Source organism: Flavobacterium anhuiense, from assembly GCF_004151235.1.
GTDB classification, from domain to species: domain Bacteria; phylum Bacteroidota; class Bacteroidia; order Flavobacteriales; family Flavobacteriaceae; genus Flavobacterium; species Flavobacterium anhuiense_A.
Map to the genome: position 1 here is coordinate 295374 of NZ_JUIV01000004.1, position 24057 is coordinate 319430.

17 protein-coding genes are annotated in these 24057 nt (G+C 34.2%); 6 read left to right on the forward strand and 11 right to left on the reverse strand.

Annotated elements, in window-relative coordinates; all coding sequences use genetic code 11:
• Positions 1–3: 3 nt before the first annotated feature.
• Both NU08_RS08540 and NU08_RS08545 read right to left on the reverse strand, forming a co-directional pair.
• Positions 4–1395, reverse strand: coding sequence for a radical SAM protein (locus NU08_RS08540; RefSeq protein WP_129746712.1), 1392 nt, complete (start codon positions 1393–1395; stop codon positions 4–6).
• On the reverse strand, positions 1385–2128 hold the full coding sequence (locus NU08_RS08545) for a prolipoprotein diacylglyceryl transferase (RefSeq protein WP_129746713.1): 744 nt from the start codon (positions 2126–2128) through the stop codon (positions 1385–1387). The genes NU08_RS08540 and NU08_RS08545 overlap by 11 nt, the downstream gene beginning before the upstream one ends.
• 202 nt (positions 2129–2330) lie before the next feature.
• Here NU08_RS08545 and NU08_RS08550 point away from each other — a divergent pair, with 202 nt between their 5' ends.
• Positions 2331–3293 (forward strand): helix-turn-helix transcriptional regulator, encoded by a 963-nt coding sequence (locus NU08_RS08550; RefSeq protein WP_129746714.1) that lies wholly within the window; start codon positions 2331–2333, stop codon positions 3291–3293.
• Between the two features lie 39 nt (positions 3294–3332).
• Here NU08_RS08550 and NU08_RS08555 read toward each other — a convergent pair whose 3' ends face one another.
• Together NU08_RS08555 and NU08_RS08560 are read right to left on the reverse strand one after the other, a co-directional pair.
• On the reverse strand, positions 3333–3830 hold the full coding sequence (locus NU08_RS08555; protein WP_129746715.1) for a DinB family protein: 498 nt from the start codon (positions 3828–3830) through the stop codon (positions 3333–3335).
• A 46-nt stretch (positions 3831–3876) separates the two neighbouring features.
• Positions 3877–4356 (reverse strand): DinB family protein, encoded by a 480-nt coding sequence (locus NU08_RS08560; protein ID WP_129746716.1) that lies wholly within the window; start codon positions 4354–4356, stop codon positions 3877–3879.
• A 302-nt stretch (positions 4357–4658) separates the two neighbouring features.
• Between NU08_RS08560 and thiL the strand changes: the two genes are divergently transcribed.
• Positions 4659–5705 (forward strand): thiamine-phosphate kinase, encoded by a 1047-nt coding sequence (gene thiL, locus NU08_RS08565; protein WP_129746717.1) that lies wholly within the window; start codon positions 4659–4661, stop codon positions 5703–5705.
• Positions 5706–5823: 118 nt separating this feature from the next.
• Here the strand turns inward: thiL and NU08_RS08570 are convergent, their stop codons facing one another.
• The 5 genes from NU08_RS08570 to NU08_RS08590 all read right to left on the reverse strand — a co-directional run bounded on the left by NU08_RS08570 (position 5824) and on the right by NU08_RS08590 (position 11712).
• Positions 5824–6522, reverse strand: a complete 699-nt coding sequence (locus NU08_RS08570; RefSeq protein WP_129746718.1) for a response regulator — start codon at positions 6520–6522, stop codon at positions 5824–5826.
• Entirely contained in the window at positions 6512–8311 is a 1800-nt protein-coding gene (locus NU08_RS08575; RefSeq protein ID WP_242502511.1) for a tetratricopeptide repeat-containing sensor histidine kinase, read from the reverse strand. Before NU08_RS08575 ends, NU08_RS08570 begins: the two co-directional genes overlap by 11 nt.
• Positions 8312–8662: 351 nt before the next feature.
• The gene (locus tag NU08_RS08580; RefSeq protein ID WP_129746720.1) at positions 8663–8908 is read right to left on the reverse strand and encodes a hypothetical protein; all 246 of its coding nucleotides are present in this window, start codon (positions 8906–8908) and stop codon (positions 8663–8665) included.
• A 174-nt stretch (positions 8909–9082) separates the two neighbouring features.
• Entirely contained in the window at positions 9083–9901 is an 819-nt protein-coding gene (locus tag NU08_RS08585; protein WP_129746721.1) for a LytR/AlgR family response regulator transcription factor, read from the reverse strand.
• Between the two features lie 269 nt (positions 9902–10170).
• Positions 10171–11712 (reverse strand): glycine--tRNA ligase, encoded by a 1542-nt coding sequence (locus tag NU08_RS08590; protein WP_129746722.1) that lies wholly within the window; start codon positions 11710–11712, stop codon positions 10171–10173.
• Between the two features lie 98 nt (positions 11713–11810).
• Here NU08_RS08590 and NU08_RS08595 point away from each other — a divergent pair, with 98 nt between their 5' ends.
• Positions 11811–12491 carry a ComF family protein gene (locus NU08_RS08595; protein ID WP_242502512.1) on the forward strand — a complete coding sequence of 227 codons (681 nt, stop codon included), beginning with the start codon at positions 11811–11813 and terminating at the stop codon, positions 12489–12491.
• A gap of 17 nt (positions 12492–12508) precedes the next feature.
• Here the strand turns inward: NU08_RS08595 and NU08_RS08600 are convergent, their stop codons facing one another.
• Positions 12509–15184 (reverse strand): reprolysin-like metallopeptidase, encoded by a 2676-nt coding sequence (locus NU08_RS08600; protein ID WP_129746723.1) that lies wholly within the window; start codon positions 15182–15184, stop codon positions 12509–12511.
• A gap of 193 nt (positions 15185–15377) precedes the next feature.
• Between NU08_RS08600 and NU08_RS08605 the strand changes: the two genes are divergently transcribed.
• The 3 genes from NU08_RS08605 (at position 15378) to NU08_RS08615 (ending at position 17892) form a co-directional block, all read left to right on the forward strand.
• Complete coding sequence (locus tag NU08_RS08605; protein WP_129746724.1) at positions 15378–16325, forward strand: bifunctional riboflavin kinase/FAD synthetase; 948 nt, start codon at positions 15378–15380, stop codon at positions 16323–16325.
• Positions 16326–16423: 98 nt separating this feature from the next.
• Positions 16424–16861, forward strand: a complete 438-nt coding sequence (locus tag NU08_RS08610; RefSeq protein WP_008465451.1) for a hypothetical protein — start codon at positions 16424–16426, stop codon at positions 16859–16861.
• A 164-nt stretch (positions 16862–17025) separates the two neighbouring features.
• Entirely contained in the window at positions 17026–17892 is an 867-nt protein-coding gene (locus tag NU08_RS08615) for a cupin-like domain-containing protein (protein WP_129746725.1), read from the forward strand.
• A gap of 41 nt (positions 17893–17933) precedes the next feature.
• Here the strand turns inward: NU08_RS08615 and NU08_RS08620 are convergent, their stop codons facing one another.
• A complete protein-coding gene (locus NU08_RS08620) occupies positions 17934–23621 on the reverse strand; it encodes a T9SS sorting signal type C domain-containing protein (RefSeq protein ID WP_129746726.1) in 5688 nt (1895 codons plus the stop codon).
• Between the last annotated feature and the right edge of the window lie 436 nt (positions 23622–24057).

Consider the following 24057-nt stretch of genomic DNA (forward strand, 5'->3'; position numbering starts at 1 on the left):
TCTTTATATTTCAGTTCTTAATTCTTCTAATCTTTTTACTTTATCATCTCTATAAAATAAATTCATGGTTTCAAACGGAATTATTTTATTATCCTTATTGACAATATGCACGCATGATTTTTTTATTGCTCTCACATCAAAATTATAGGCATCAATAAACTGCATGATGATAATTCGAAACAGATTGTCATAACCTAGTTCTGGCGCATCAATATTAGGAAGACAACACAATATAGATTTCAGATTTTCCTGTGCAACTTCTACAGAATTTCCCGTACTAAACAAATCTATCATTTTGCCACGAAGCACTTCATCCTGCTCATAAATAATTGTGTTTTTACTATTGTCCAATAAATCGTTTGGATTAATATATCGTGTCAGCGGAAAAACTTCGTCTCCTAATTTCAATGCATAACCCATTACCAGAGCATCAGGATTACAAGGAACCGGAAGTAAATCATCAGAATTAAAAACTGTCGTCTGCTCCAGAATTTTTCTTCTTACTTCTGTTAAGGTCATTCGATCGGTTTCTAAGTTAAAATTCTCCAATCGGCCTGCAATTTGAGTGGGCTGAAATGTAACTCCACGAACACATTTTTGCTTTAAGGCAAACTCAATAATTTTACCTATTTCATGATCGTTTAATCCTTTCTGAAGTGTAACAACCAAAGTCGTGGACAAATTAACTTCATTTAGATTTTCTAAAGCTTGTTTTCGTATTTCGCTTAAATCAGCTCCGCGAAGTTCCTGCAATACGCTATCTTCAAAAGAATCAAACTGAAGATAAATTTCAAAGTCTGGAGAATAGCTTTTTAATCGCTGAACAAATTCTTTGTCTTTTGCAATTTTAATTCCATTTGTATTTAGCATTAAATGTTTTATCGGAATTGATTTTGCGTAATCCAAAATTTCAAAAAACTCAGGATGTATGGTTGGTTCACCTCCGCTGATCTGCACTACATCAGGTTCTTTTTCATTTTTAACAACCGTATCGAGCATTGCTTTTATTTCTTCAAGAGTTCTGTGCCTGCCGTAACTAGGCGATGAACCTGCATAACAAGTTGGACACGTCAAATTGCATCGATCTGTAACCTCTACAACTGTCAAACAAGAATGCTGTTCATGATCTGGGCATAAACCACAATCGTACGGACAGCCATAATGTGTTTTTGTATTGAAAGTATACGGCATCTCAGACGGTTTATTGTAGTTTCGGATATTCTTGTAATACTGAATATCGTCAGCAATCAAAACCTTAGAATTTCCGTGTTCTGGACATCTTTTAAGCATATAGACATTCTCGTCTTCAAAAACAATTTTAGCATCAATTCTCTTTAAGCATTCTGGACAAAGGCTTAATGTAAAATCATAATAAGTGTATTTTCTAACTGGCATTTTTTACAAATAAATTTAAAATTGTTTTGTTATAATAAAGCAGACAAATCAAACATAAAATCTGAATCGAACTTATTCCAAAAATCAGGAAATAATTTGGTTTTAAAAATTCTACGAAAAAGCGAAACGTAAAATAGGCAATCATAAAATACTGAAATAATAGTCCGCTTTTAAGATTTTTTGTTTTTAGTTTCTTCAAAACAAAAAACAAAATAATCAGAAAAAGTAATTCGTATAAAGCTATTGGATGCCTTATAACATTATCTCCAAGATTCATTCCCATAAAAAAAGTCGTTTCTTTTCCATAGGTAAACTCATTAGTTCCAGATAAAAAACAACCGATTCTCCCTATAAAAATTCCTAGAATAATCGGAAAAGTAAATAAATCACCCGATGATTCTTTTTCTCCTATAATCTTCTTCGCAATTTCAACCCCCAAGAGTCCGCCAAATAATCCTCCCATAATGGTCTTCGCATTGAAAAGGTCTAAAATTGATCTTGCATCAAGATGAAAAACAGGATTTTCCAGAAAACCCATAATTCTAGAACCTAAAAAAGCTCCAATTGCTGCACCCAAAATAATCGATAACCTGTTTGTAGAAACAATAGTATCATTGGTTCTTTTTCTCAAAAAAACATAATATCGATATCCTAAGAAAAAGGCCAGATATTCTAAAACTAAATGGATATTGATTTCATAACCAAAAATAACTGGCGCAAAAGGAAGTTTCATTCTGTACTCTAAAATTTAATACTATAATTCTGTAAAGATGCAAAAAAATGTTTAAATTCATTCGACTTATAAATTAAAACCTGTCTCAATTTGGAACAGATTTTTTTATCCTCTTTAGTTTTTACATTTGTATCTTTGAATCTTTGCATTAGCAAAAAAACTTAGAATCTCAGCAACTCAGAACCTTAGAATCTTAAAAAAAATGCTCGACGAAACTCCAAAACGATTTGACCGAATTGTTGCCATTCTTATTCAATTGCAATCTAAAAAGATTGTAAAGGCGCAAGAATTGGCCGATCGTTTTGAGTGCAGTTTGAGAACTATTTATAGAGACATTAGAACTCTTGAAGCTTCGGGAGTTCCTATTTATAGTGAAGCCGGAGTTGGTTACGCTTTGATGGACGGCTATCGTCTTCCGCCAGTTATGTTTACACGCGAAGAAGTCAGCAGTTTTATTGCCGCTGAAAAATTAATGCAAAAGTTTACCGATCCTTCTTTGGGAACACATTATGCGTCGGCGATGTATAAACTGAAAGCAGTTTTGAGAAGCAACGACAAAGATTACCTTTCGAACATCGAATCTCGAATTGTCATGCAAGATGCAGAACCGATGTTTAATGATAATTCGCCAAATACTTTGGCCGTTCTTTTTGAAGGAATCGCAGAGAAAAAACAAATTCTTCTGACCTATAAAACTTTTGAAAAAGACGAAACTACGGAACGTAATTTGGAGCCTGTGGGGGTTTTTCACGACAATAACAATTGGTATTTTCTGGGTTATTGCCACCTTAGAAAAGATTACCGTCAGTTTAGAACCGACAGAATTCAGGGAATTAAAAAAACAGATGTCGATTTTACAATCGAACATGACGCTCTGGAAACTTATTTAACCAAAACAGAAACCCATCCAACAACAAAAGTTCGTCTTTTAATTGACCGAAAAATAGCGAGATATTTAGCAACCGAAAGAAAATATCATGGCTTTATTTCGCAAAAAGATGTAGATGATGAAAAAATCGAAATGACTTTTATGTCAAGAGATATTAATAACGCTTTTCCGAGATGGTTTTTGATGTTTGGAGATTATGCAGAGATTCTGGAACCAGAAATACTAAAAACCAACGTACTGAAATTATTGGAAATCAACAAGCAAAGGCTTTTATAGAAAAAACTCCTGATAGAATTATCTACAGGAGTTTTTCATTTATTTCTGTTTTACCACATTATAAAAATTGTAATCGGTGTTGGAAGCATCTGTAATTCCGATATTTCTTCCCATCGTTACAATCTGTCCTCGGTGATAGGTTCCGTGATTGATAACCTGAAGCAGATAATCTGAAACAGGCAATTCGCATTCAAACCACGGATTTGTAATTTTAGCTTCTTTCATCAAATCTTCTTCCGACAATGAATTGATAAGGTGTTTCAATCTTGTAGATGAATTGAGTAATCCTTCAAATATTTCATCTTTTGACAATTCGTTTTCAGGCTTCTTTTCTGCCATATCATTTTCAGAAATTACAGAAAACCAATATTCTTCTGTAGACCAGATATGATCTAGCGTTTTCATGATAGTAGAGAAACTCGATTGCACTTCTGCGTTAAGCAATTCATCTGACTTTGACGAAAGCCAGTTTACAAATTGCTGGTTTACCCATAAATTGTAATCTGCAAAATTGGACATTATCTTTTTTAAACTCATAGTCTTAGTTTTAGAATGTGATATTAAGATAGTAAAAAATTATCAATTATCTTTCCCAGAAAAATGGCGGTTCGATATTTAAAGCTCTTAAATACACATAAGCTTGTCCACGGTGATGCACTTCATTATCGATAAAGTATAAGATATTCTGAATTACAGGAAATTCATATTGGCCAAAAAGATTAAAAGTCTCGCTAAAATCCTCAACCGATAATTCTTGCCAATATTTATCAATTTCTACTGTAGCTTCGTCCCATTTTTCAAGATATTGTGCTTTAAAAATCAATTTTTCTGTTCCTTCTGAAAAAGGTGCAGTTTCTTTCGTTACGATTCCTTTTAAACCTGGAACCGCAATAGCCAAAAGCTCATCCACTAATTTTGAGAAAGGTCTCATACCGCCAATTGAAAATTCGAAGAAATCTTTCTCTGGGAAAATCTCAATTAAACGACGTGTAAGCGCTCTATGCCCTTGCCAATGTTTCAATAAATCTTCTGAAGTAATAACTTGTGCTTCTAATGTTTTCATGGTTTTAAAGTTTAAATATTTTTAATACTTCAAAAGTAAAATGGGCTGGTGACAACAGTTTGTCAGCAGCAAAAAAATATTTTAAAAAAATATTATTCAGCACATTTTAGACGCACCGCAATGCGTTTAACACATCGGAAATCTACACCAAAATTTATACACAAGGCAGATGCACTACGGTGCGTCTCTACGGAAAATTCGTTTATAAAAAACTTTGCAACTTTGAACCTTTGTGTCTTTGTAACTTAAAAAGAAAAATCCTTTGTACCTTTGCACCTTTATAACTTTGGAACTTAACAGAAATGATAGAAGATAAAAATCAGCAGAGAACTAGTATAGCTCAATTGGGCGAATTCGGTTTAATTGACCATTTAACCAAAAACTTTGATGTTACTCAAGAATCCACTCTAAAAAGTATTGGTGACGATGCTGCTGTTCTTGATTTTAAAGACAAAAAAGTAGTCGTTTCAACCGATTTATTAATTGAAGGAGTTCATTTTGATTTGGCTTACATGCCATTAAAACATTTAGGATACAAAGCCGTTGTAGTAAATGTCTCTGATATTTGCGCTATGAACGCAAAACCGACTCAAATTACAGTTTCGGTTGCAGTTTCTAATCGTTTTCCGCTTGAAGCTTTAGAAGAATTGTTTGCAGGAATTACTCACGCTGCAAAAGAATATAAAGTTGATGTTATTGGCGGAGATACCACCTCATCTCAAAAAGGTTTAATTATCAGCATCACTGCAATTGGAGAAGCTGATGAAAATGAATTGGTTTACAGAAACGGAGCCAAACAAACTGATTTATTAGTTGTTACGGGTGATCTTGGCGCAGCTTATATGGGATTGCAGGTTTTAGAGCGTGAAAAACAAGTTTTTCAGGTTAATCCAAACAATCAGCCAGATTTAGATCCTTACACTTATTTGGTAGAACGCCAATTGAAACCTGAAGCGCGAAAAGATGTTCGCACCCTACTTCATGCTTTAGACATAAAACCAAATGCAATGATTGATATCTCAGACGGATTATCTTCTGAGATTATGCATATCTGCAAACAATCTAAAGTGGGTTGTAATTTGTATGAAGACAAACTGCCATTAGATCCGCAGTTTATTTCTACTTGCGAAGAATTTAATATCGACAGTACAACGGTTGCCATAAACGGCGGTGAAGATTACGAACTTTTGTTTACTATTGATATTAATGATTTTGACAAAATAAAAGGAAATCCGAATTTCTCTGTTATCGGACATATGACGCAAGAAAGTGAAGGAATTCATCTTGTGACCCGCGCCAATACAAAAATTGCCTTAAAAGCTCGCGGATGGGATGCTTTGAGCGAGTAAACTTTAGAAAATTCCAATAAAAAAATTCCAAATTCCAAGACTAATAATCATATTGGAATTTGGAATTTTTTATTTCGCTTTTTTGGAATTTGGAATTTCAACCTTGGAATTTAACTTTTTAAAAGAGCCCTTTGCTTTTAGCTTCTTTTACCAAGTCGTGATCAGAACCACTTTTTATTTTTAGCAATTCCATTAAATGTTTTTTTCGTTTCACGATGGCATTTAAAGAAATTGGAATATTTTCTAACACTTCATGAATTGGAGTTCCTTTGTCCAAATGAATTAATATCTGTTTATCGTACTGATCAATTTCAATTGCATTATGAGTTGATTGATTCAGCATTTTTACAACTGACTGGCTGTAATATTTTTCGTTTTTCATTACTTTATCAAAAGCCAGAAGCAATTCATCGAAAGTAAGATCGTTTTTAATAATCAATCCGTTGGGCTGTATTGTTCTGATAATGGTTTTGATTTTCAGCAATTCGGTATACATCGTCAAAAGAATAATCTTGCATGAAGGCATTTTTTTCAAAAGCAATTTTGCCAAATCTTCGCCAGAAAAAATCTCTTTTTCTTCATAAGGAGGCATGCTGATATCCAAAAATGCAATATCAAAATCGGGCGTGTTATTATCTTCTATTATATCATAACCCGACCTGCAATCATGCGCCTGCGAAATTAAGAACTCATATTGTTTTGGATTATAACGCGTTATTGCATTTTTATATCCTTCAATAATAAACGGATGATCATCTACTATTAAGATATTTTTTTTAACTAATTGTGGAACTGAAGCTGTTAAATCAAATGTCATTATGCAGGTTATTATTTGGCTCTATTGGGACTTTTATGGTGAGAATGGTTCCTTCTCCTTTGGCAGATTTTATGGTAACTGTTCCCTTACACTCTGTTGCTCTATATTCTATATTAATAAGGCCAATTCCATTTTTGGTTTTATTAGTATTAAATCCAATTCCGTCGTCTTCGATGATTAAAACTAGATTATCGTTTTCATTTTTAAACTCCACTTTAATAATATCAGCCTTAGCATATTTGTTACAATTCTGAAGCGCTTCTTGAACAATTCTATACAGATTAATTTTTACAATATTGCTAATCAAATCCCATTTAATCTCAGGATCAAAAACAGTAATCAATTTCGAACTATATGTATTCTTCTGATCTTCAAATAGTTTATTCAAGATCGAAACAAAATTATTAATTAATTCCGATTTTTCCCTGTTTAAGTCATGCGAAATCTCCCGAATATCCTGCTCAACATTTTTCAATTCGTCAAGATACTTTTTTCTCTTAGAAATGGCCTCAGATTCATCTAACTTATCCAAACTATCTAAACTTATCCTAATGCCGAACATACGTCCTAAAACACCATCATGCAATTCCTGAGCAACTTTCTTTTTTTCTTTTATTCGCGTAAGTTCTATTTCGTTCTGCTGCGAAATCATCAAATTGTAAATGTCTTCGTTTGCAATCTGCTGTTGCTGTTTAAAAAGTAGTTCACGATTTCTGGCCTGCTGCGTTTTGTAAACATAAAAAAACAACCCGAGCAATGTACAAATACTAAATACATAAACCAAAGTTTTATTTTTATCTTGAAGATTGGAATTTTGATCTTTAATTTCGTTGGTTTCATATTCAATCCTAGAGAATTTTTCTCCCATATTTCGCTCTACTTTTAGCATTTTATCATTTAATTGAATATATTCCTTTGAATATTTAGATGCATTTCTAGGATCTACCGCAGCGATTTGTTTTAAAGCTAGCAAAGTATTTGCCAATTTATCTGAAGAACGCGAAAGAAACAAAGCTTGTTTTGAAAACTGTATAGCTCTTGAAGTGTCTCTTTTAAATGCATAATACTCAGACAAATGAATCTGATTGGATACTGTAGCCATTTTCAATCCTAGACTATCTCTTATTTTTAGCGATCTGTAAAACTGGTCTGGAAGACCATCTAATCGTTTTGATTTCAATTTTGAATAAGCCAGATTATCAAGTAGCATGGCATATAAAAAAGTTTTTTCTTCAAACAGGTTTTTTTCTTTAAGCCCATTTTCAAAATAAACAATGGCTTGCTTATAGTTTTTCATACGCATATAAACAAACCCAATATTATTGAAAGAAGTCGCTTTCAGCTGAAGATCAGCCGGAATCGATTTATCATTTAAAGTGTTTAAAGCTTTATTCTGATATTCTAATGCTTTTTCATATTCTTCCCTTTCATTATACAAAATCCCCAGCAGATTATAACATTCATAAAGCTGGTCATTTACATTTTTTTGGTTTTTCAATATGCTTAAAGCTTTGAATACAGATATTTCACTTTCAAAAAAATCTGATTCGTTATATTGTAAACTCGCTTTGCTTAAAAAAGTTTTTGCTAAATTATATTGATCGTTAATCTGCAAATAAATCTTCTGCGCAAGAAAATAATTTCTGAAAGCACTATCAGAAATTGCTTTTGAGCCATAATAATCTCCAAGATAAATATAAGCTTTTGCGATACTTGCAGAATCTTTGCTGCTTATGGACCTATCTAAAACTAGTTGCGAAATTTCATGATATGATTTTAAATCATTCATATTATAATATCTATTGGCAATCTTAAACAAATTAACTCTGTTAATAGAGTCATTTTTTTGTTTAATTACTATAGAAAATGCCTTCTGAGCATATTTTTGCTTAAGGTCATAATTTATCTTAATATCATTTGCCAATAACAAATAAACAGGAAGACTATCTTGCACTGAAGTTAGTTCTTTTGAATTTTTCTTTTGGGTACAACCTGAAAAAAACAACAATAAAAGTAATAATATTGGATAAAATCTTTTCAATACAAATTTTGAGTTTTACCAAAAATACTAAAACTACAAACATAAAAAAAGGCTGCCAAAAAATTGACAGCCAAAAGACTCTATAAATATTTTCTTTAATTAGTCTATTTTCTTAGAATCACCAAATGATTGGTTGATTTTAGCAAAACCTAATTCGTTGTTTTTAATTACTATCTTATTGCTAGCTATTCTTGGATCTTGTTTTCTTCCTCCTCCAGTAGCACCATCTACAGGAAGAACTATGCTTGATTTTTCATTAGAAAAAGTTGTCGCAGTTGGTAATACAAATGAAGTTGCTACCATTGCTAATGAGAATAATCCGATTGTTAAAGCTGTTTTTTTCATGACCTGAGGTTTTAATGTTGTTATAATTTTTGGAGATGACCCGCTGTTTGCTTGCGAATCAGAGTGTAAAACTAACACCAGGTTAAAAAAAAATTTATACAAAAAATTGAGTTTATAGTCAATCATACCCAATTGATAGTCAATGAGTAGCAAATCAATGTAATTATCTAATTTTTAGACTTCTAGGTAATTTCCTGCTGCAAAATCGGCAATAATCTGCTCTACATTTGCCCTGTAGGTTTTAGAAAAAGGAATCTTTTTTGTGGAGTTTTTTATGTAACAGATTGAGTTTCCGCTATGAATCCTCGAAATATAATTTCTATTAATTACATAACTGTTATGAATTCGGATAAACGGATAGGTCAAAACACTCTCAAAATGCTTTAATGTTTTAAAAGCCGTAATCATTTCGCCAGTATTTAAATAAATATCGGTCGAGTTGTTGTCGGCTTGAAAATAGCAGATATCATCAGCATTTAGATAACGGTAATCACCATACGATTTTATACAAATCGTTAATGGTTTTTGAATGTTTTGAGGAATTGTGACATTATTTATATTATCTATTACAGTGGAAGTCTGTTCTTCTATTGCACCTATTGTTTTTACCTCAAAATTTGCTTTTTTAAGCTTCAAAACGGTTTTTAGCAGATCAATATATCCAATAGGTTTTAACAGATAATCAAACACGCCGTACTGAATAGCATCAAATGCTTTGTCTTTTTTATTTGTAGTAATGATAATTTTTGGAATTTCCTGAAAGAAACGATGCAATTCGCTAATAAAAGTCAAAGACAAATGGCTTGAAAGATTTTCTGGTTCAATTTCTAGAAAAACCAAATCAGGTTTATGCTCTAAAACCAATTCTAAACCTTCCTGAAAATTTGATGCCGATGCCTTAAAAGATAATTCTGAAAAACCTGAAGCGGTTGTTTGGGTTTTCAAAATACTCTCAGCACCATCATCAATTATAATATACGAATACTTTTTCAATTTCGGGTTATGTTGGTTTTCTCACTCCGCAATCATACTCAAAAAATAGCTTTAAATTGCTGTAATGAAAGAAAAAATTATTCTTTTTGGTGATCTAAATTTAAAATTACGGATTTAAACACTTTAAACACCTCATTGTTAACACATTAAATTAAAATGTTAATACATAAAGATGAAATGCAAAAAAATCCGATAAAATACTTATTTAAAAAAAGAAAAATCCCAAACTCCTTTACGGAATTTGGGATTTCTATAATAAACTGTAAAGATTACATTTTCATTAACCAGTTTTTCATCGAAACTTCATTTTCGATAATCCCTCTTAATTCAGTAATTTTTACACGATCTTGTTTCATTGTATCTCTATGACGAATTGTTACCGTTTCGTCTTCAAGCGTTTGATGATCTACTGTAATACAGAAAGGCGTTCCTAAAGCATCTTGTCTTCTGTAACGGCGTCCTACAGCATCTTTTTCATCATAAGCCACATTGAAATCCCATTTTAAATCTTCGATGATTTTTCTTGAAACTTCTGGTAAACCATCTTTTTTAACTAATGGTAATACTGCTGCTTTAGTTGGCGCTAAAACTGCTGGCAATTTTAAAACTGTTCTTGTAGAACCGTCTTCTAATGTTTCTTCTTTTAATGAAGTAGCAAAAACTGCCAAGAACATACGATCTAAACCAACAGATGTTTCTACTACATAAGGAACATAGTTTTCATTTAATTCAGGATCAAAATATTGTAATTTTCTTCCAGAATATTCTTCGTGCGCTTTTAAGTCGAAGTCTGTACGAGAGTGAATACCTTCCAACTCTTTAAATCCAAATGGGAAATTAAATTCGATATCAGCTGCTGCGTTTGCGTAGTGCGCTAATTTTTCGTGATCATGAAAACGGTAATTTTCTTGTCCTAATCCTAAAGATAAATGCCATTTTAGACGAGTTTCTTTCCAATGCTCATACCATTGCATTTCTTCTCCTGGACGAACAAAGAACTGCATTTCCATTTGTTCAAACTCACGCATACGGAAAATAAATTGTCTTGCCACAATTTCATTTCTGAACGCTTTACCTGTCTGAGCAATTCCAAAAGGAACTTTCATACGGCCTGATTTCTGAACGTTTAAGAAGTTAACAAAAATACCTTGAGCTGTTTCTGGACGCAAATATAAATCCATTGCATTTTCAGCAGATGCACCTAATTTTGTTCCGAACATCAAGTTGAATTGTTTTACCTCTGTCCAGTTTTTAGAACCCGTTTCAGGATCAGCAATTTCTAGTTCTTCGATCAAAGCTTTAACGTCAGCTAAATCTCCTGCTCCCAAAGAACGCCCTAAACGCTCTCTGATTTCTTTTTCTTTAGCTAAATATTCAATAACACGAGCGTTTGTAGTAACAAATTCTTGTTCGTTGAAAGCATCCCCAAAACGAGCTTTTGCTTTTTCGATTTCTTTTTGAGCTTTTTGGTGAATTTTTTCAGCAAAATCTTCAACCAAAACGTCAGCTCTATATCTCTTTTTAGAATCTTTATTATCAATTAATGGATCATTGAAAGCATCAACGTGACCAGAAGCTTTCCAAGTTGTTGGATGCATCAATATCGCAGCATCAAGGCCGACAATATTTTCATTCATCTGAACCATTGATTTCCACCAATATTCACGGATATTCTTTTTTAATTCGACACCGTTTTGTGCGTAATCATATACAGCACTTAAACCATCGTAAACTTCGCTTGACGGAAAAATAAATCCGTACTCTTTTGCGTGCGAAACCACATTCTTAAATATATCTTCTTGTTTTGCCATAGTGATGCAAAAATATAAAAACTAGCTTTATAAAAAAGAAAAATTATAAAGATTGAAGCTTCGATTTTGTTACTTTTGTAAATAAAATCTCTCTTTTTGTGATTAATTATCTAATAAATCTATTTTTTCCTAAAGTCTGCAGCGGATGCCATTCACTTTTGCTTCAAAATGAAACCGTTTTCTGCACCGTCTGCCGACATGAAATGCCTCTAACCCAATATCATTTAAATCCTAAAAATGAAGCTGTCAAAAAGTTTTATGGCAAAATTGATGTGCAATTTGCGTCTGCCTTTTTGTATTTCAATAAAAAAGGAATGGTTCAAGAGTTAATCCATAATTTAAAATACAAAGGGCATCAGGAAATCGGAACTGTTTTAGGAAATTGGTATGCCGAAGATTTAAAGGAACTACAATTAGAAATTCCTTTTGATGCTGTAATTCCTGTTCCACTTCATAAAAGAAAGTTTAAGGAAAGAGGCTATAATCAGGTTACCACTTTTGGAAAAGCAATTGCATCGGGTTTTGAAATTCCTTTTGCAGAAAATATTTTAATTCGAAAATTATATACCAAAACGCAATCCAAGAAAAACCTCTTGGGAAGATCTGAAAATATTGAAAACATTTTTGATGTCAGATTCAATGAATCTGATCACAACAAACACTTTTTAATTGTTGATGATGTGCTTACAACAGGTGCCACACTTGAAGCATGTTCAAAAGCGTTGCTAAAAATACCTGGCACTAAGATTAGTATACTCTGTATGGCAATGGCGCATTAACCTTTGAAAATCAAAAATTAATTCACCAATATTTTTTTCACTTCTTTTCTATTACCATCAGTAACCGTTACAAAATAAAGACCTGAAGGCACATCTGGCAATTGAATATCTTGAATAAAATATCCTGAACCTTGAAAAGTTCTATCGTAAACATATTTTCCATTAATATCATTAACGTAAACTTTAATCTCGCTTACCGAGTCCCTATCAAATTGCACTGTAAAAGTTCCTTTGTTTGGATTTGGATAGGCAACAAAATTAACATTTTCGAAATCCTTATTTCCTAATGTATAGGTTTTAGTGCAAATATTTATAGATGCAGAATTTATTTTTCCAAACTTTCCAACAACAGCATCACGGACTTTAAAAATCCAATCGCCTTGCGGGTTTTCTCCGTAAAAGGCACTTAAGGCGCTTGCGGGAATTACAATTTGACTGGTCGTTGCGCCACAATTTAAAGCAGATCCGCTATCATCAAACTGAAGTGAAAGTGTAGAATTTGTTGTACCACAACTTTTGTTAAATAAAGACACTGTTGTACCACTTGGACTTACAATTTGCATTTCAACATCTGCAAATCTTTCATGAGTAACATTAACCGAAACATTTACATCTGAAATAGTTCCCGTTGAGGCTGGGACTGTAACTGATTTGTTTATAAAAGTTGTACTTGTACCCATCGAATACCCGCCTTCAAAATTATAAACGGAACAATTTGTTGAAACCGTATATCCTATTGCAAATGGTTTACTATTGACAGCATAATAAATATTATTAACGGGCTCTATCAAAAGTCTACAATTGGTTGCATTATCAATTTCAGATGGAATCAAAATTGTTTCCGTCCCATCGTTTGGAGTATTGGCAATTAAAACAATTGGATATGTTAATCCGCCATCTACAGATAATTTTATATTTACGTTTGATGATCCTGGAAGTGTATTCGTATTATTTACGCTCCAAGTGATAGTTTGTGCAGATCCTTTTGCCCACCCAAGATTATCATCTGTTTGCGAAGTTACAGCAAATGGTCCAGCCGCAGCACTTACAGTCACGACCATTGCATCTGTATTGGTTTGCGCCTTTCCTAAAGCGGCATTGTCTCTTCCTGTAAGTGTAAAATTCATTGTCTTTCCAATAGAAGAAACAGATTCCCAACTTGTCGTCAATTGATTATTTAATACTGAACTTAAAGCTGGCATATAACGAACTGGTGAAGCTGTTGGCGGTAAAGATCTAAACATCGGTCCATCTGGTTTTGTCGGATAGGTTAAACTATTACCTGCAAAAGCTGTAGTTGCACTGTCAAATTGCTCCCAAGTATAGATTATAGAATTTCCTTCGGGATCAGAACCCGTTCCTGTCAAAATAAATGGTGTACTAATTGGAATTGTATAATCTAGACCTGCATTTATAACAGGTGGATTATTATCGGTTAAAGCTGTTGATACAGGACATGTTTTTCCTGCCAAATTATTCTGAATCTGATTGATACTTGCATAAGAAAAATAATCATCTGAATGATTCTGAACATCATAATCTGTTACTCCAGCATATCCCATGATAGTTGAACCGCTTCCTGGTTCGTAACATGTCCCCATTCCTTCATTTGCGTATGAAAAAGTATGTGACCCACCAAGCTGATGTCCCATTTCATGGGCCACAAAATCAATATCAAAATTATCACCCTCTGGTTTTGCATCAGCAGGAGATGTAAATGCACTTCCTTTTCCTAGAGGTTCATTAGAAGTAGGACTCACACATACACAACCGATACAACTTGCATTCCCGCCTCCTCCTGAAGCACCAAACAAATGACCAATGTCATAATTGGCCTCACCTATAACATTGGTTAATGTGGTTTGTACTTCTTTTGGCCAAGCTGGATTGTTATTGTCAGCACCTACCGATGCTATAGAATAGGGATCTGTAGAAGCATCTGTATAAATAACAGCGTCATTATTTGCAATTAAGATTAATTGTACCGCAAGATCTCTATTAAAAACACCATTTACTCGAGTTAAAGTAGCATTCATTCCAGCCAAGGCTCCTGCTATTGTTCCACCAAAATAAGCGGTGTATTCTCCTGTGCAGGATAATGCTAATCGAAGCGTTTTAAATTGTTTGGCATTAGAAGCCGTTTTAGCTGTAGCAGAAGATTTATTTTCAAAAACCGAATTGGGCGTTTTGCAATCCAAAATCATTTTTGACGCTGCGTTGTCTGTAGATTTAAACAAAACATATTCTGATTTATTCTCAGGATTTTGCTCTATGTATTCTGTTGGTTTTGCAGTTCTAAAAACCATAGTCTGCATTCCGATTGGAGCAACACTAAAATGTATTTTAGCATTTTTATCGTCAATTCCACGTCCTTCATAAGATCTGATTTCTGGATACTTTGCCTGTAATTCGGGATCAAAATTAGAAGATTCCCAAACAGAAAAACGTTCCAAAATTCCATCAGTATTTGGAATGGTAATTTCTGACGTTGTATTTTTTGCTGTTTTATTTGATGCCGAAGCTAACTTTGAGCTGAGAAGACTTGTATTTAATTTATAGTATAGTTTATTGGTACTTGCGCCATCAGCTTTTCGTGAAAGCGACGAAGAAGTTACTTTCTGCCATAAAACGTCTTGTGCGTTAATTGCTGCAGAACAGAAAATTAAAAGTATACAAAGTAGTTGTTTTTTCATACTATTAAAATATAATAATCAAAATTACTTTAATTAATTTGAAATTATATTATCTACACAACAATTATTGTTTTTTAATCGACGAGTCGGCATATTTTTACAAAAAGATATATTATCTGTTAAAAATCGATTTGCCATAGTATTAAATTTAAAAGAGAATAGTATAAATTTGCAGCATCTTAAATAATTTGTTTTGAAGCTCTTTCATTCTATAAACGATTTTCAGTCAACCAAGAAAACAATTTTAACTCTTGGCACCTTTGATGGCGTGCATATTGGTCATAAAAAAATTCTGGAACGAATTACTCAGAATACTGAAAATGGAAAATATGAAAGTCTAGTTCTGACCTTTTTTCCTCACCCAAGAATGGTTCTTCAGGAAAAGTCTGAAATAAGATTACTCAATACGATTGATGAAAAAATAAATCTTTTGGAAGCAACTGGAATAGAAAATCTGGTTGTTCATCCTTTTAACGAAAGTTTTTCAAGATTAACCGCTGAGGAATTCGTTCGTACCATTTTAGTAGAGAAATTTCAGATTCAAAAAATTATTATTGGACATGATCATCGTTTTGGTCGCAATAGAACTGCAAACATTGACGATCTGATTGCTTTTGGAATTGAATACGGATTTGAAGTAGAACAAATTTCAGCCGAAGAAATTCAAGATGTTTCTGTTAGTTCAACCAAAATCAGAAAAGCTTTAAATGAAGGAAACATGGTTTTGGCCAATGAGTATTTAGGCTATAGCTATTTCTTGAACGGAACCATTGTAAAAGGAAAACAGCTTGGGCGTACTATTGGTTTTCCAACCGCTAACATTCAAATTGAAGAAGATTATAAATTAATCCCAAAAATTGGTGTTTATGTTGTGAGGGCTGTTGTAAACAATGAAACTGTTTTCGGCATGATGAATATTGGTTTCAATCCGACTGTAAATGGTGAAAAACAAACTATTGAAGTCCACTTGTTTAACTTCGACAGAGACATTTACGATCAGAAAATTGAAGTTTCTTTACTGCATTATATTCGCGAAGAGCAAAAATTTAGTTCAGTTGATGCACTAAAAGCACAACTTGATCAAGATAAAATCAATTCTTTAGCTTTTATAGACTCTTCATTAAAAGATCAGGCTGTATAGTTTTTGCTGTTTTTAAATCATCGTAGTTATTTTTTTAGTAATTTTGATAGAAGACTGTTTTTCAAACATTTACTATTAACTTCTAAAAAATAACCACTATGAAACTACCTAAAGAAATTACCAACGGTTTTTTGATTTTTCTCGGAATTGGCATTTATTTTTTATTAATGAATGTACTAGGTTTAGCAGATTTGTTTTATTTAAGAACACTCAACGTTTTCTTCATATTCTATGGTGTTAACAGAACGATGCAGATGAATCTTCATGAAGGAGAAACCAATTTTGTTTCTAATGCTGTTTCTGCCATGGCCACTTCTGTAGTTGGTGTGGCACTAAGCATTTTTGGCTTATTGGTTTATAGTTATGCCCGAGGCGGAGATGCTTATGTAAGAACTTTATCTGAAACATTTATGTTCGGAGGAAATCCATCAGTGCCAACTTATTGTATTTGTTTATTATTTGAAGGAATCGCTTCTTCTGTAATTGTTACTTTAATGATGATGCTGTATTGGAATAACAAATATGCAGCAGATTAATTTTTAATTTGTTGCAACCAAATTTTAACGGCATACCTTTTTAAATGCACTTTTTGTGTATCGATCAAATCAAAAAATTTAGCCAAAAGAGATCTTAAATCTCAAGAAATATTTTTAAATTGCTTATAGCAGAGAGTTATAAGCAATTTTTTTTTATTTGAAAAATGAAGTTAAAGCAAATTGAAAGGGTAAAAAAAATCTCAAAAGACGATTTTGTTTCCCAATATGTAAAAAAACAAATTCCTGTTGTTATTGAAGAATTGACCGAAGATTGGCCAGCTTACAACAAATGGAAATTATCTTATATAAAAGAAATAGCAGGAGATTCAGTAGTTCCTTTATACGACGACAGACCTGTAAATCATGAAGATGGCTTTAATGAGGCTCATACAACCATGAAAATGAGTGATTACATCGACTTATTGGAAGAAAAGCCTACTAATTATCGTATTTTTCTTTACAACCTAATGAAAGAGGTTCCTTCTTTAAAAAATGACTTCTTATGGCCAGATATTGGTTTAAAGTTGGTAAAGCAAATGCCGATGTTGTTTTTTGGAGGAGAAAATTCAAAGGTTTTTATGCATTATGATATTGATTATTCGAATATTCTTCATTTTCATTTTCATGGTGAAAAGCAATGCATGATTTTTCCTCCAAACCAGTCAAAATTTATGTATAAAGTGCCTCATGCATTAATTTCAAGAGAAGATATTGATTTTGACAATCCAGATTACGAAAAATTCCCAGCGCTTAAAAATGTCGAAGGTTATATCACAAATCTTAAACATGGCGAAATGCTTTATATGCCAGAAGGGTATTGGCATTATATGAAATATCTAACGCCAGGATTTTCTATGAGCCTTCGCTCTTTTCCAAAAAACATTGTCAATTTATCTAAGGCGGCGTATAATGTATTTATTATGCGGCATTTTGATATTATGATGCGAAAAATTCAAGGCCAAAAATGGATTGACTATAAAAATGAAAAAGCTCTTAAAGATACACACCAATATTTACAGCGTACTCTTTAAAAAAAGCGGTTGAGAATTTTAAAAACTCAACCGCTTTTTTATTACCTGAATACTATTTTTCTTGTTGCTGTTTTTCCATTTTCTAAAGTTATTTTAACCAATAGAATTTGTGGCCCTGATTGAAAATTATTGACAACCCAATCCTTATTTCCAATTTCCTTTTTATGATATAACAATTTTCCGCCTACATCATAAATAGCGACTTCTTGAAGATTTTCCAATTCAGAGATAGATTGCAGTTTAATGTTTTTATCTTTAACAGAAACCACTATCTCCTGATTCTGATTTTCGAAATCTTCATTACCCAGCGTTTCACCTCCAGCCTGATTTGTATAACGCAACACAAAACGATTAAGAAAAGTCCCCGGTACTGATCTAAATGTATAACCTCCCGTTCTAAGGTTGTGGATCGTGTTGGTTACATTATCTTGCAGATAAATATCCTGAGTACTTAAATTTCCGTCGGTATGATCTATGGCAATTGTAAAATTACCTTCCGGAATAGTCGATTTATACCCCAAAGGGATTGTATCAGAAACAACAAATGGCAATGCTCTTCCTTGAATAACTAATTTTTTACCGTCATTTATACTATAAAAATCAACATAAGGATTGGCATTCATTGTGACAGCATCATAATTATAATCAAAAGAATTTGTTGCTCCAGCAATATATCCAATTAATATTTGCTTAAAGGCTCCCTCTGAATTTGTAAAATTTAGCCACACTCGATGTCTTTCAATCACAGCTGTTCGCGTTGATTTATAAAATTGACTATTGAACCCTGGAACTCTCATAGAATTAGTAAAGACTGCTTTTTGTCCTGTTTTTGATTTTGCAAAAAATCCTTGCCCTGCAGCAATATATCCTGCCGGAGGAGTTTGATTTCCTGGAGATGTTGCACCACTTCCTACTAAACTTCCAATCGCTGTATCTCCTGATAAGTTGTAAAATGCATAATCGTCATTAGTATAACGATATGTGTTAGTTCCTGGTACAGTTATTTTAGGCAATGTATTGTGTGTCCAAAAATATAGTGTTCCATAAAAATTAGCAGCATTATCATGAATAAACTCATCTGCATAAATTGCCGAAGGATAAGGATTTCCAAAAAAACAATATTTTTCTGCAATAGCTGCAGGTCCCTGAATAGTTCCATTATTTGGAGTTCCAACAAACTCTCCAGTAAAAACAGAAGGTGTAACATTATTAAAAGATTGGGGCCCTCTGATACTATAACCATTTCCTGGCAGCATTTCTTCTGCTCCATTATATACTGTTGCCCAAGCTCCAGCCGCAGAAAATTTAAAATATTTATCAAACAATGTATTTGGGGAAAAATCATGCAACGTAAAACCCGGAACTCTTGTTACTGGAGAAGACCAGTAGGTGAGATCAAAGCGTCTTACAAGTGTTTTTCTTCTATAAGTTATGGCACCAGCATTGTTCACATCTGCAATTTGAACTAGGCTAGAATTATTTTCAAAAATTAAAATCCCATTACCAATAACATTTACTTCATTTGTTACGGTTATTGTATTTGTTTCATTTACTACTAAAGATCCATTATTCTGAACCGTTAATCTGCTGGCAAAAAAACTGGCATTAGTTCCAGATATAATAGGATCAACGCCTACGTCTGGAATGTCTACACAATCAGATGCTATAGGTACCCCTGTGGGTGTCCAATTTGCAGGATTTTCCCAATTAGCATCAACGCTTCCATTCCATGCCTTAGTGACAAAAGCATTTATTGAAATTGATGTTGGTTCTGATTCACAACCTGTTGTATTATTTTTAACTTGCACACTGTAAACCCCAGAAGACAAACCTGTAAATATTCCTGAGGTATTGCTAAAATCCGTCCCATCAATACTATAACTATATCCTGTTCCAGATGCTGGCGAACTAACTGTAATAACACCTGTGTTATTTACACAAGTTGGGATCTGAGTCACTGATGCTGTTGGTGCTGTCACAACGGCATTTACAGTTAAAGAAACATTTTGCGTTGCTAGACAACCGCCTGAAGTTGTAATAGTCATAATACCATTATAAGTTCCTGAGGTCGTATTTGCTGGAACGTTAACATTTATAATATCTCCTGATCCAGAACTAAAAGGAAATGGTGTAGCTCCTTGATCTGTCAAAGTAACCCAATCAATAGCATAACTATTTGGAGATCCAGTAGTTGAATTATAACTTAAAGTAGTAGTCTGTGCTGACGAACTTTGACAAACTGAAGTAAATACTCCTGAAGTATTTATTGTTGGAACGCTATTAATCGTTAAAAAAATTGTTTGAGTTGCGAAACATCCTTCTGATGTAAAAATTGACATTACTCCACTGTAAGTTCCCGCTGCTGTATTTGCAGGAATAAAAATATTATTGACATTACCTCCTACAGAATCAAAAGAGAAAGCAGTAGTTCCTTGATCATTTAATGTTGACCAATCAATTGAGTAGTTAATTGGCGAACCAGTGGTAGCGGAATAAGGCAAAGAAGCCATTTGGAAAGATGTACTTTTACAAATTGGAGTTAAATTTCCTGATGTAGTAATTGTAGGAGCTGCATTAACTGTTATTGTAAAATTGCTTGGCATAGAAACGCAGCCATTAGCGTTCTTTACAGTCAAAACTCCTGTATATGTTCCAGCAGCTGTTCCCGCTGGAACCGCGATGCTAATCGGACTGGAAGTTAAGGCCGCATCCGTAACCGCTAAAAAATTGTTAGCCGGACTCGCATTCCATACAATGCTGTACGAAGTCGGAGAATTTGTCGGAGCATTATAGCTCAAACTGGCAGTCTGGGCTGAGGCACTAAAACAGACAGCGCCCGCAGTGCCAAGTGTGATCGATGGCAAGGGATTAACTGTAATTGTAAAATTGCTTGGCATAGAAACGCATCCATTTGCATTTTTTACAGTCAAAGTTCCTGTATATGTGCCTGCAGCTGTTCCCGCTGGAACCGCAATGCTAATCGGACTGGAAGTCAAAGCTGCATCCGTAACCGCTAAAAAATTATTAGCAGGACTCGCATTCCAGACAATGCTGTACGCAGTCGGAGAATTTGTCGGAGCATTATAGCTCAAACTGGCAGTCTGGACTGAGGCACTAAAACAGACAGCGCCCGCAGTGCCAAGTGTGATCGATGGCAAGGGATTTACGGTTACCGTAAAATTGCTTGGTGCAGAAACGCAACCATTGGCATTCTTTACAGTCAAAGCTCCTGTATAGGTGCCTGCAGCTGTATTTGCAGGTATGGAAATATTAATTGGGCTCGATGGTAAAACCGCATTTGAAACTGGTAAAAAAGTATTTGTTGGGCTCGCGTTCCATGTTATACTGTAAGTTGTTGGAGAATTAGTAATTGAACTATAAGGCAATGCAGTACTCTGAACATTCGAACTTGTACAGACCGCGGCTGTCGCGCCTAATGCTATGGTCGGCAACGGATTTACAGTCACTAAAAAATTATTCGAAGCTGATACGCAGCCGTTTGCATTGCTTACCGTTAATGTTCCCATATAGGTTCCCGCTGCTGTGTTTGCAGGTATTGGAATTGTGATAGCACTTGCTGGCAAAGACGCATTTGAGACTGGCGCAAAAGTATTCGTTGGACTGGCATTCCAAGTGATGCTATAGTTTGTTGGCGAGTTTGTAACCGCAGTATACGGTAACGTTGTATTCTGCAAATTTGAACTTGTACAGACCGCGGTTGTCGCGCCTAATGCTATGGTCGGCAATGGATTTACAGTCACTGTAAAATTTGTTGTTGCTGATATACATCCTGCATTCCTTACCGTCAAAGTCCCCGTATAGGTTCCCGCAGCAGTTCCTGCAGGGACAGCAATACTTATTGGACTAGCTGTTAAAGCTGCATTTGAAACAGGCAGGAAGCTATTTGTCGGACTAGCATTCCAGGTAATGCTGTAATTTGTGGGCGAATTTGTTGTAGCAGTATAATTCAGGTTAGCCGTTTGAGCTCCAGCATTAAAACAAACTGACGTTGTTGTACTACTCAATGTAATCGTTGGAGGTGCACTTACTGTGACGGTGAAATTATTTGCTGCTGATGTGCATCCGTTTGCATTTTTTACTGTCAATATCCCAGTATATGTTCCCGCAGCTGTATTTGCAGGTACCGAAATATTAATCTGATTTGCTGGTAAAGATGCATTTGAAACTGGTAAGAATGTATTTGTAGGACTCGAACTCCATGTAATACTGTAAGTATTTGGGGAGTTGGCAACTGCCGTATAAGGCAGTATGGTACTTTGTACACTTGAACTTGTACAGACGGCTGTAGTACTACCCAATGTAATTGTTGGTAATGGATTTACAGTAACTGTAAAACTACTTGTACCAGATACGCACCCAGCATTACTTACAGTAAGCATACCTGTATAAGTCCCTGCAGCAGTACCAGCGGGGATTGCAATAGTAATAGGACTTGCTGGCAAAGATGCATTCGAAACTGGCAAGAAATTATTTGCGGGACTAGCATTCCATGTAATACTATAATTTGTTGGTGAATTTGTCGTTGCGCTATAACTCAAATTAGTTGTTTGTGCGCTAACACTTGCGCATACAGCAGTAGCGTTAGCTCCTAATGTTATTGTTGGCTGAGCTGATATTGCAATTTGAGTAGACATTCCTATTGAAGAAGTACAATCAGCTGATGTTAAGCTATTAAGAACAATATTACTATTTCCTACATTAATAAATCCAGATGCAGTAAAACTTCCAGACCCAGCCGTTGTCACAACCATTGTTGTTGTTAAATTTGTAGCTGAAGGGTTACTCCTATGGTAGTTAACCGTATATGTTCCAACTGGCAAATTTGCAGGAGTACTTATGACTTGCACTTGAGAAAAATTTCCTACTGATGTACAGACATTCGTAGCCGATAATGATGTTATACTATAAGTTTTACAAGTATACGTAACATTAATATAACCTCTTGCGCCGCTTCCTCCGTTTTGCGCAGTATTAGCACTTAAAGCCCCTCCTCCTCCGCCTCCATTAGTTCCACCATTAGTTCCAGCTAAATCTGTTAATAATAAAGTAGATTGTGCAGCTCCACCGGTTCCAGCTCCAGCTACAGTACCGAAATTACCAGCGTTTCCACCTCCACCAGATGAAAGAAGCAAGCTTAATGCAGCAACTTTACCATTTGTACCATTTGCTCCTATTGCTGTTCCTAAATTTCCAATAGCGCCAGTACCTCCCATACCTCCAGTTGGAGTAGAAGTAGTTGCAATATTAGCGTTTCCTCCAAGACCTCCTGGCGCATAGAAAGAAGTTGTAAATCCCGTTATATATGATGGTCCGCCTGCGACACCATCACCAGCTCCTCCTGTGGCAGCTCCTCCAACAATGACTCCCAAACTCGATAATCCTGTCGTAGTAATCGTACCTTTTGCATAAGCTCCACCGCCGCCGCCGCCGCCGCTTCTACCTTCACCTGGCGTCACTTTGGCTCCACCTCCAGCGCCACCTGCACCCCAACCTTCTACAGTAACAACATCCATACCTGCTGGAAGAAGAAGAGATCCACTGGCTGTAAATGGATGGGAAATCTGCGCTTTAGAAGTCGTATAAAAAATTGAGAAAAATAAAATAATAAGAAATTGAAATCTTAAATTGAAATTTAATGGTTTCCCCATATAAATTACTAAAGTTGAAAAGCTGAAGAAACGCAGCATAGTAAGTAAATCTTTTTTCATCTTGTGGTTTTTTAGTAATTGAAAAATAAATTCAAACTCAAAACAAGATTAATTGCAAAACCAAAGAGACTTAATATTTAATGTTATAGAGAATTAAGAATACACCACAATTTTGCAATTAATGGAGGCAGATAGAATGACAGATTTTAAACTGATTTTGGAAGGAAAAAGTGTACTTGAAAGGCTTGTAAAAAATTGCATTTAATCGATTTAAAACGTACTTAATCGATTAAATGCTACAACAAGGTACGATTTTATCTACATTTAAATTAACATCGTAGTACCAAACCCATTATTTTAACACCTAAACAGGAAAAAACACAAAAAATAGGAAAAAACTGTTAAAACAAAAACAAAAAAATTTCAATTTATTGATTTTCAATACGTTAACAACGTAAAAGATTCATTTATTAAGATTTACAAAATGAATTGTTAA

What these genes read in the sequence shown, in the direction of transcription:
- NU08_RS08560 (WP_129746716.1), bottom strand. Translation starts at nt 4,356, where the DNA reads ATGAAAACATTAGAAGCACAAGTTATTACTTCAGAAGATTTATTGAAA.
- NU08_RS08610 (WP_008465451.1), top strand. Translation starts at nt 16,424, where the DNA reads ATGAAACTACCTAAAGAAATTACCAACGGTTTTTTGATTTTTCTCGGA.
- NU08_RS08570 (WP_129746718.1), bottom strand. Translation starts at nt 6,522, where the DNA reads ATGACATTTGATTTAACAGCTTCAGTTCCACAATTAGTTAAAAAAAAT.
- NU08_RS08590 (WP_129746722.1), bottom strand. Translation starts at nt 11,712, where the DNA reads ATGGCAAAACAAGAAGATATATTTAAGAATGTGGTTTCGCACGCAAAA.
- NU08_RS08550 (WP_129746714.1), top strand. Translation starts at nt 2,331, where the DNA reads ATGCTCGACGAAACTCCAAAACGATTTGACCGAATTGTTGCCATTCTT.
- NU08_RS08545 (WP_129746713.1), bottom strand. Translation starts at nt 2,128, where the DNA reads ATGAAACTTCCTTTTGCGCCAGTTATTTTTGGTTATGAAATCAATATC.
- NU08_RS08600 (WP_129746723.1), bottom strand. Translation starts at nt 15,184, where the DNA reads ATGAAAAAACAACTACTTTGTATACTTTTAATTTTCTGTTCTGCAGCA.
- NU08_RS08620 (WP_129746726.1), bottom strand. Translation starts at nt 23,621, where the DNA reads ATGAAAAAAGATTTACTTACTATGCTGCGTTTCTTCAGCTTTTCAACT.
- NU08_RS08615 (WP_129746725.1), top strand. Translation starts at nt 17,026, where the DNA reads ATGAAGTTAAAGCAAATTGAAAGGGTAAAAAAAATCTCAAAAGACGAT.
- NU08_RS08575 (WP_242502511.1), bottom strand. Translation starts at nt 8,311, where the DNA reads ATGAATGATTTAAAATCATATCATGAAATTTCGCAACTAGTTTTAGAT.
- NU08_RS08540 (WP_129746712.1), bottom strand. Translation starts at nt 1,395, where the DNA reads ATGCCAGTTAGAAAATACACTTATTATGATTTTACATTAAGCCTTTGT.
- NU08_RS08555 (WP_129746715.1), bottom strand. Translation starts at nt 3,830, where the DNA reads ATGAGTTTAAAAAAGATAATGTCCAATTTTGCAGATTACAATTTATGG.
- NU08_RS08580 (WP_129746720.1), bottom strand. Translation starts at nt 8,908, where the DNA reads ATGAAAAAAACAGCTTTAACAATCGGATTATTCTCATTAGCAATGGTA.
- thiL (WP_129746717.1), top strand. Translation starts at nt 4,659, where the DNA reads ATGATAGAAGATAAAAATCAGCAGAGAACTAGTATAGCTCAATTGGGC.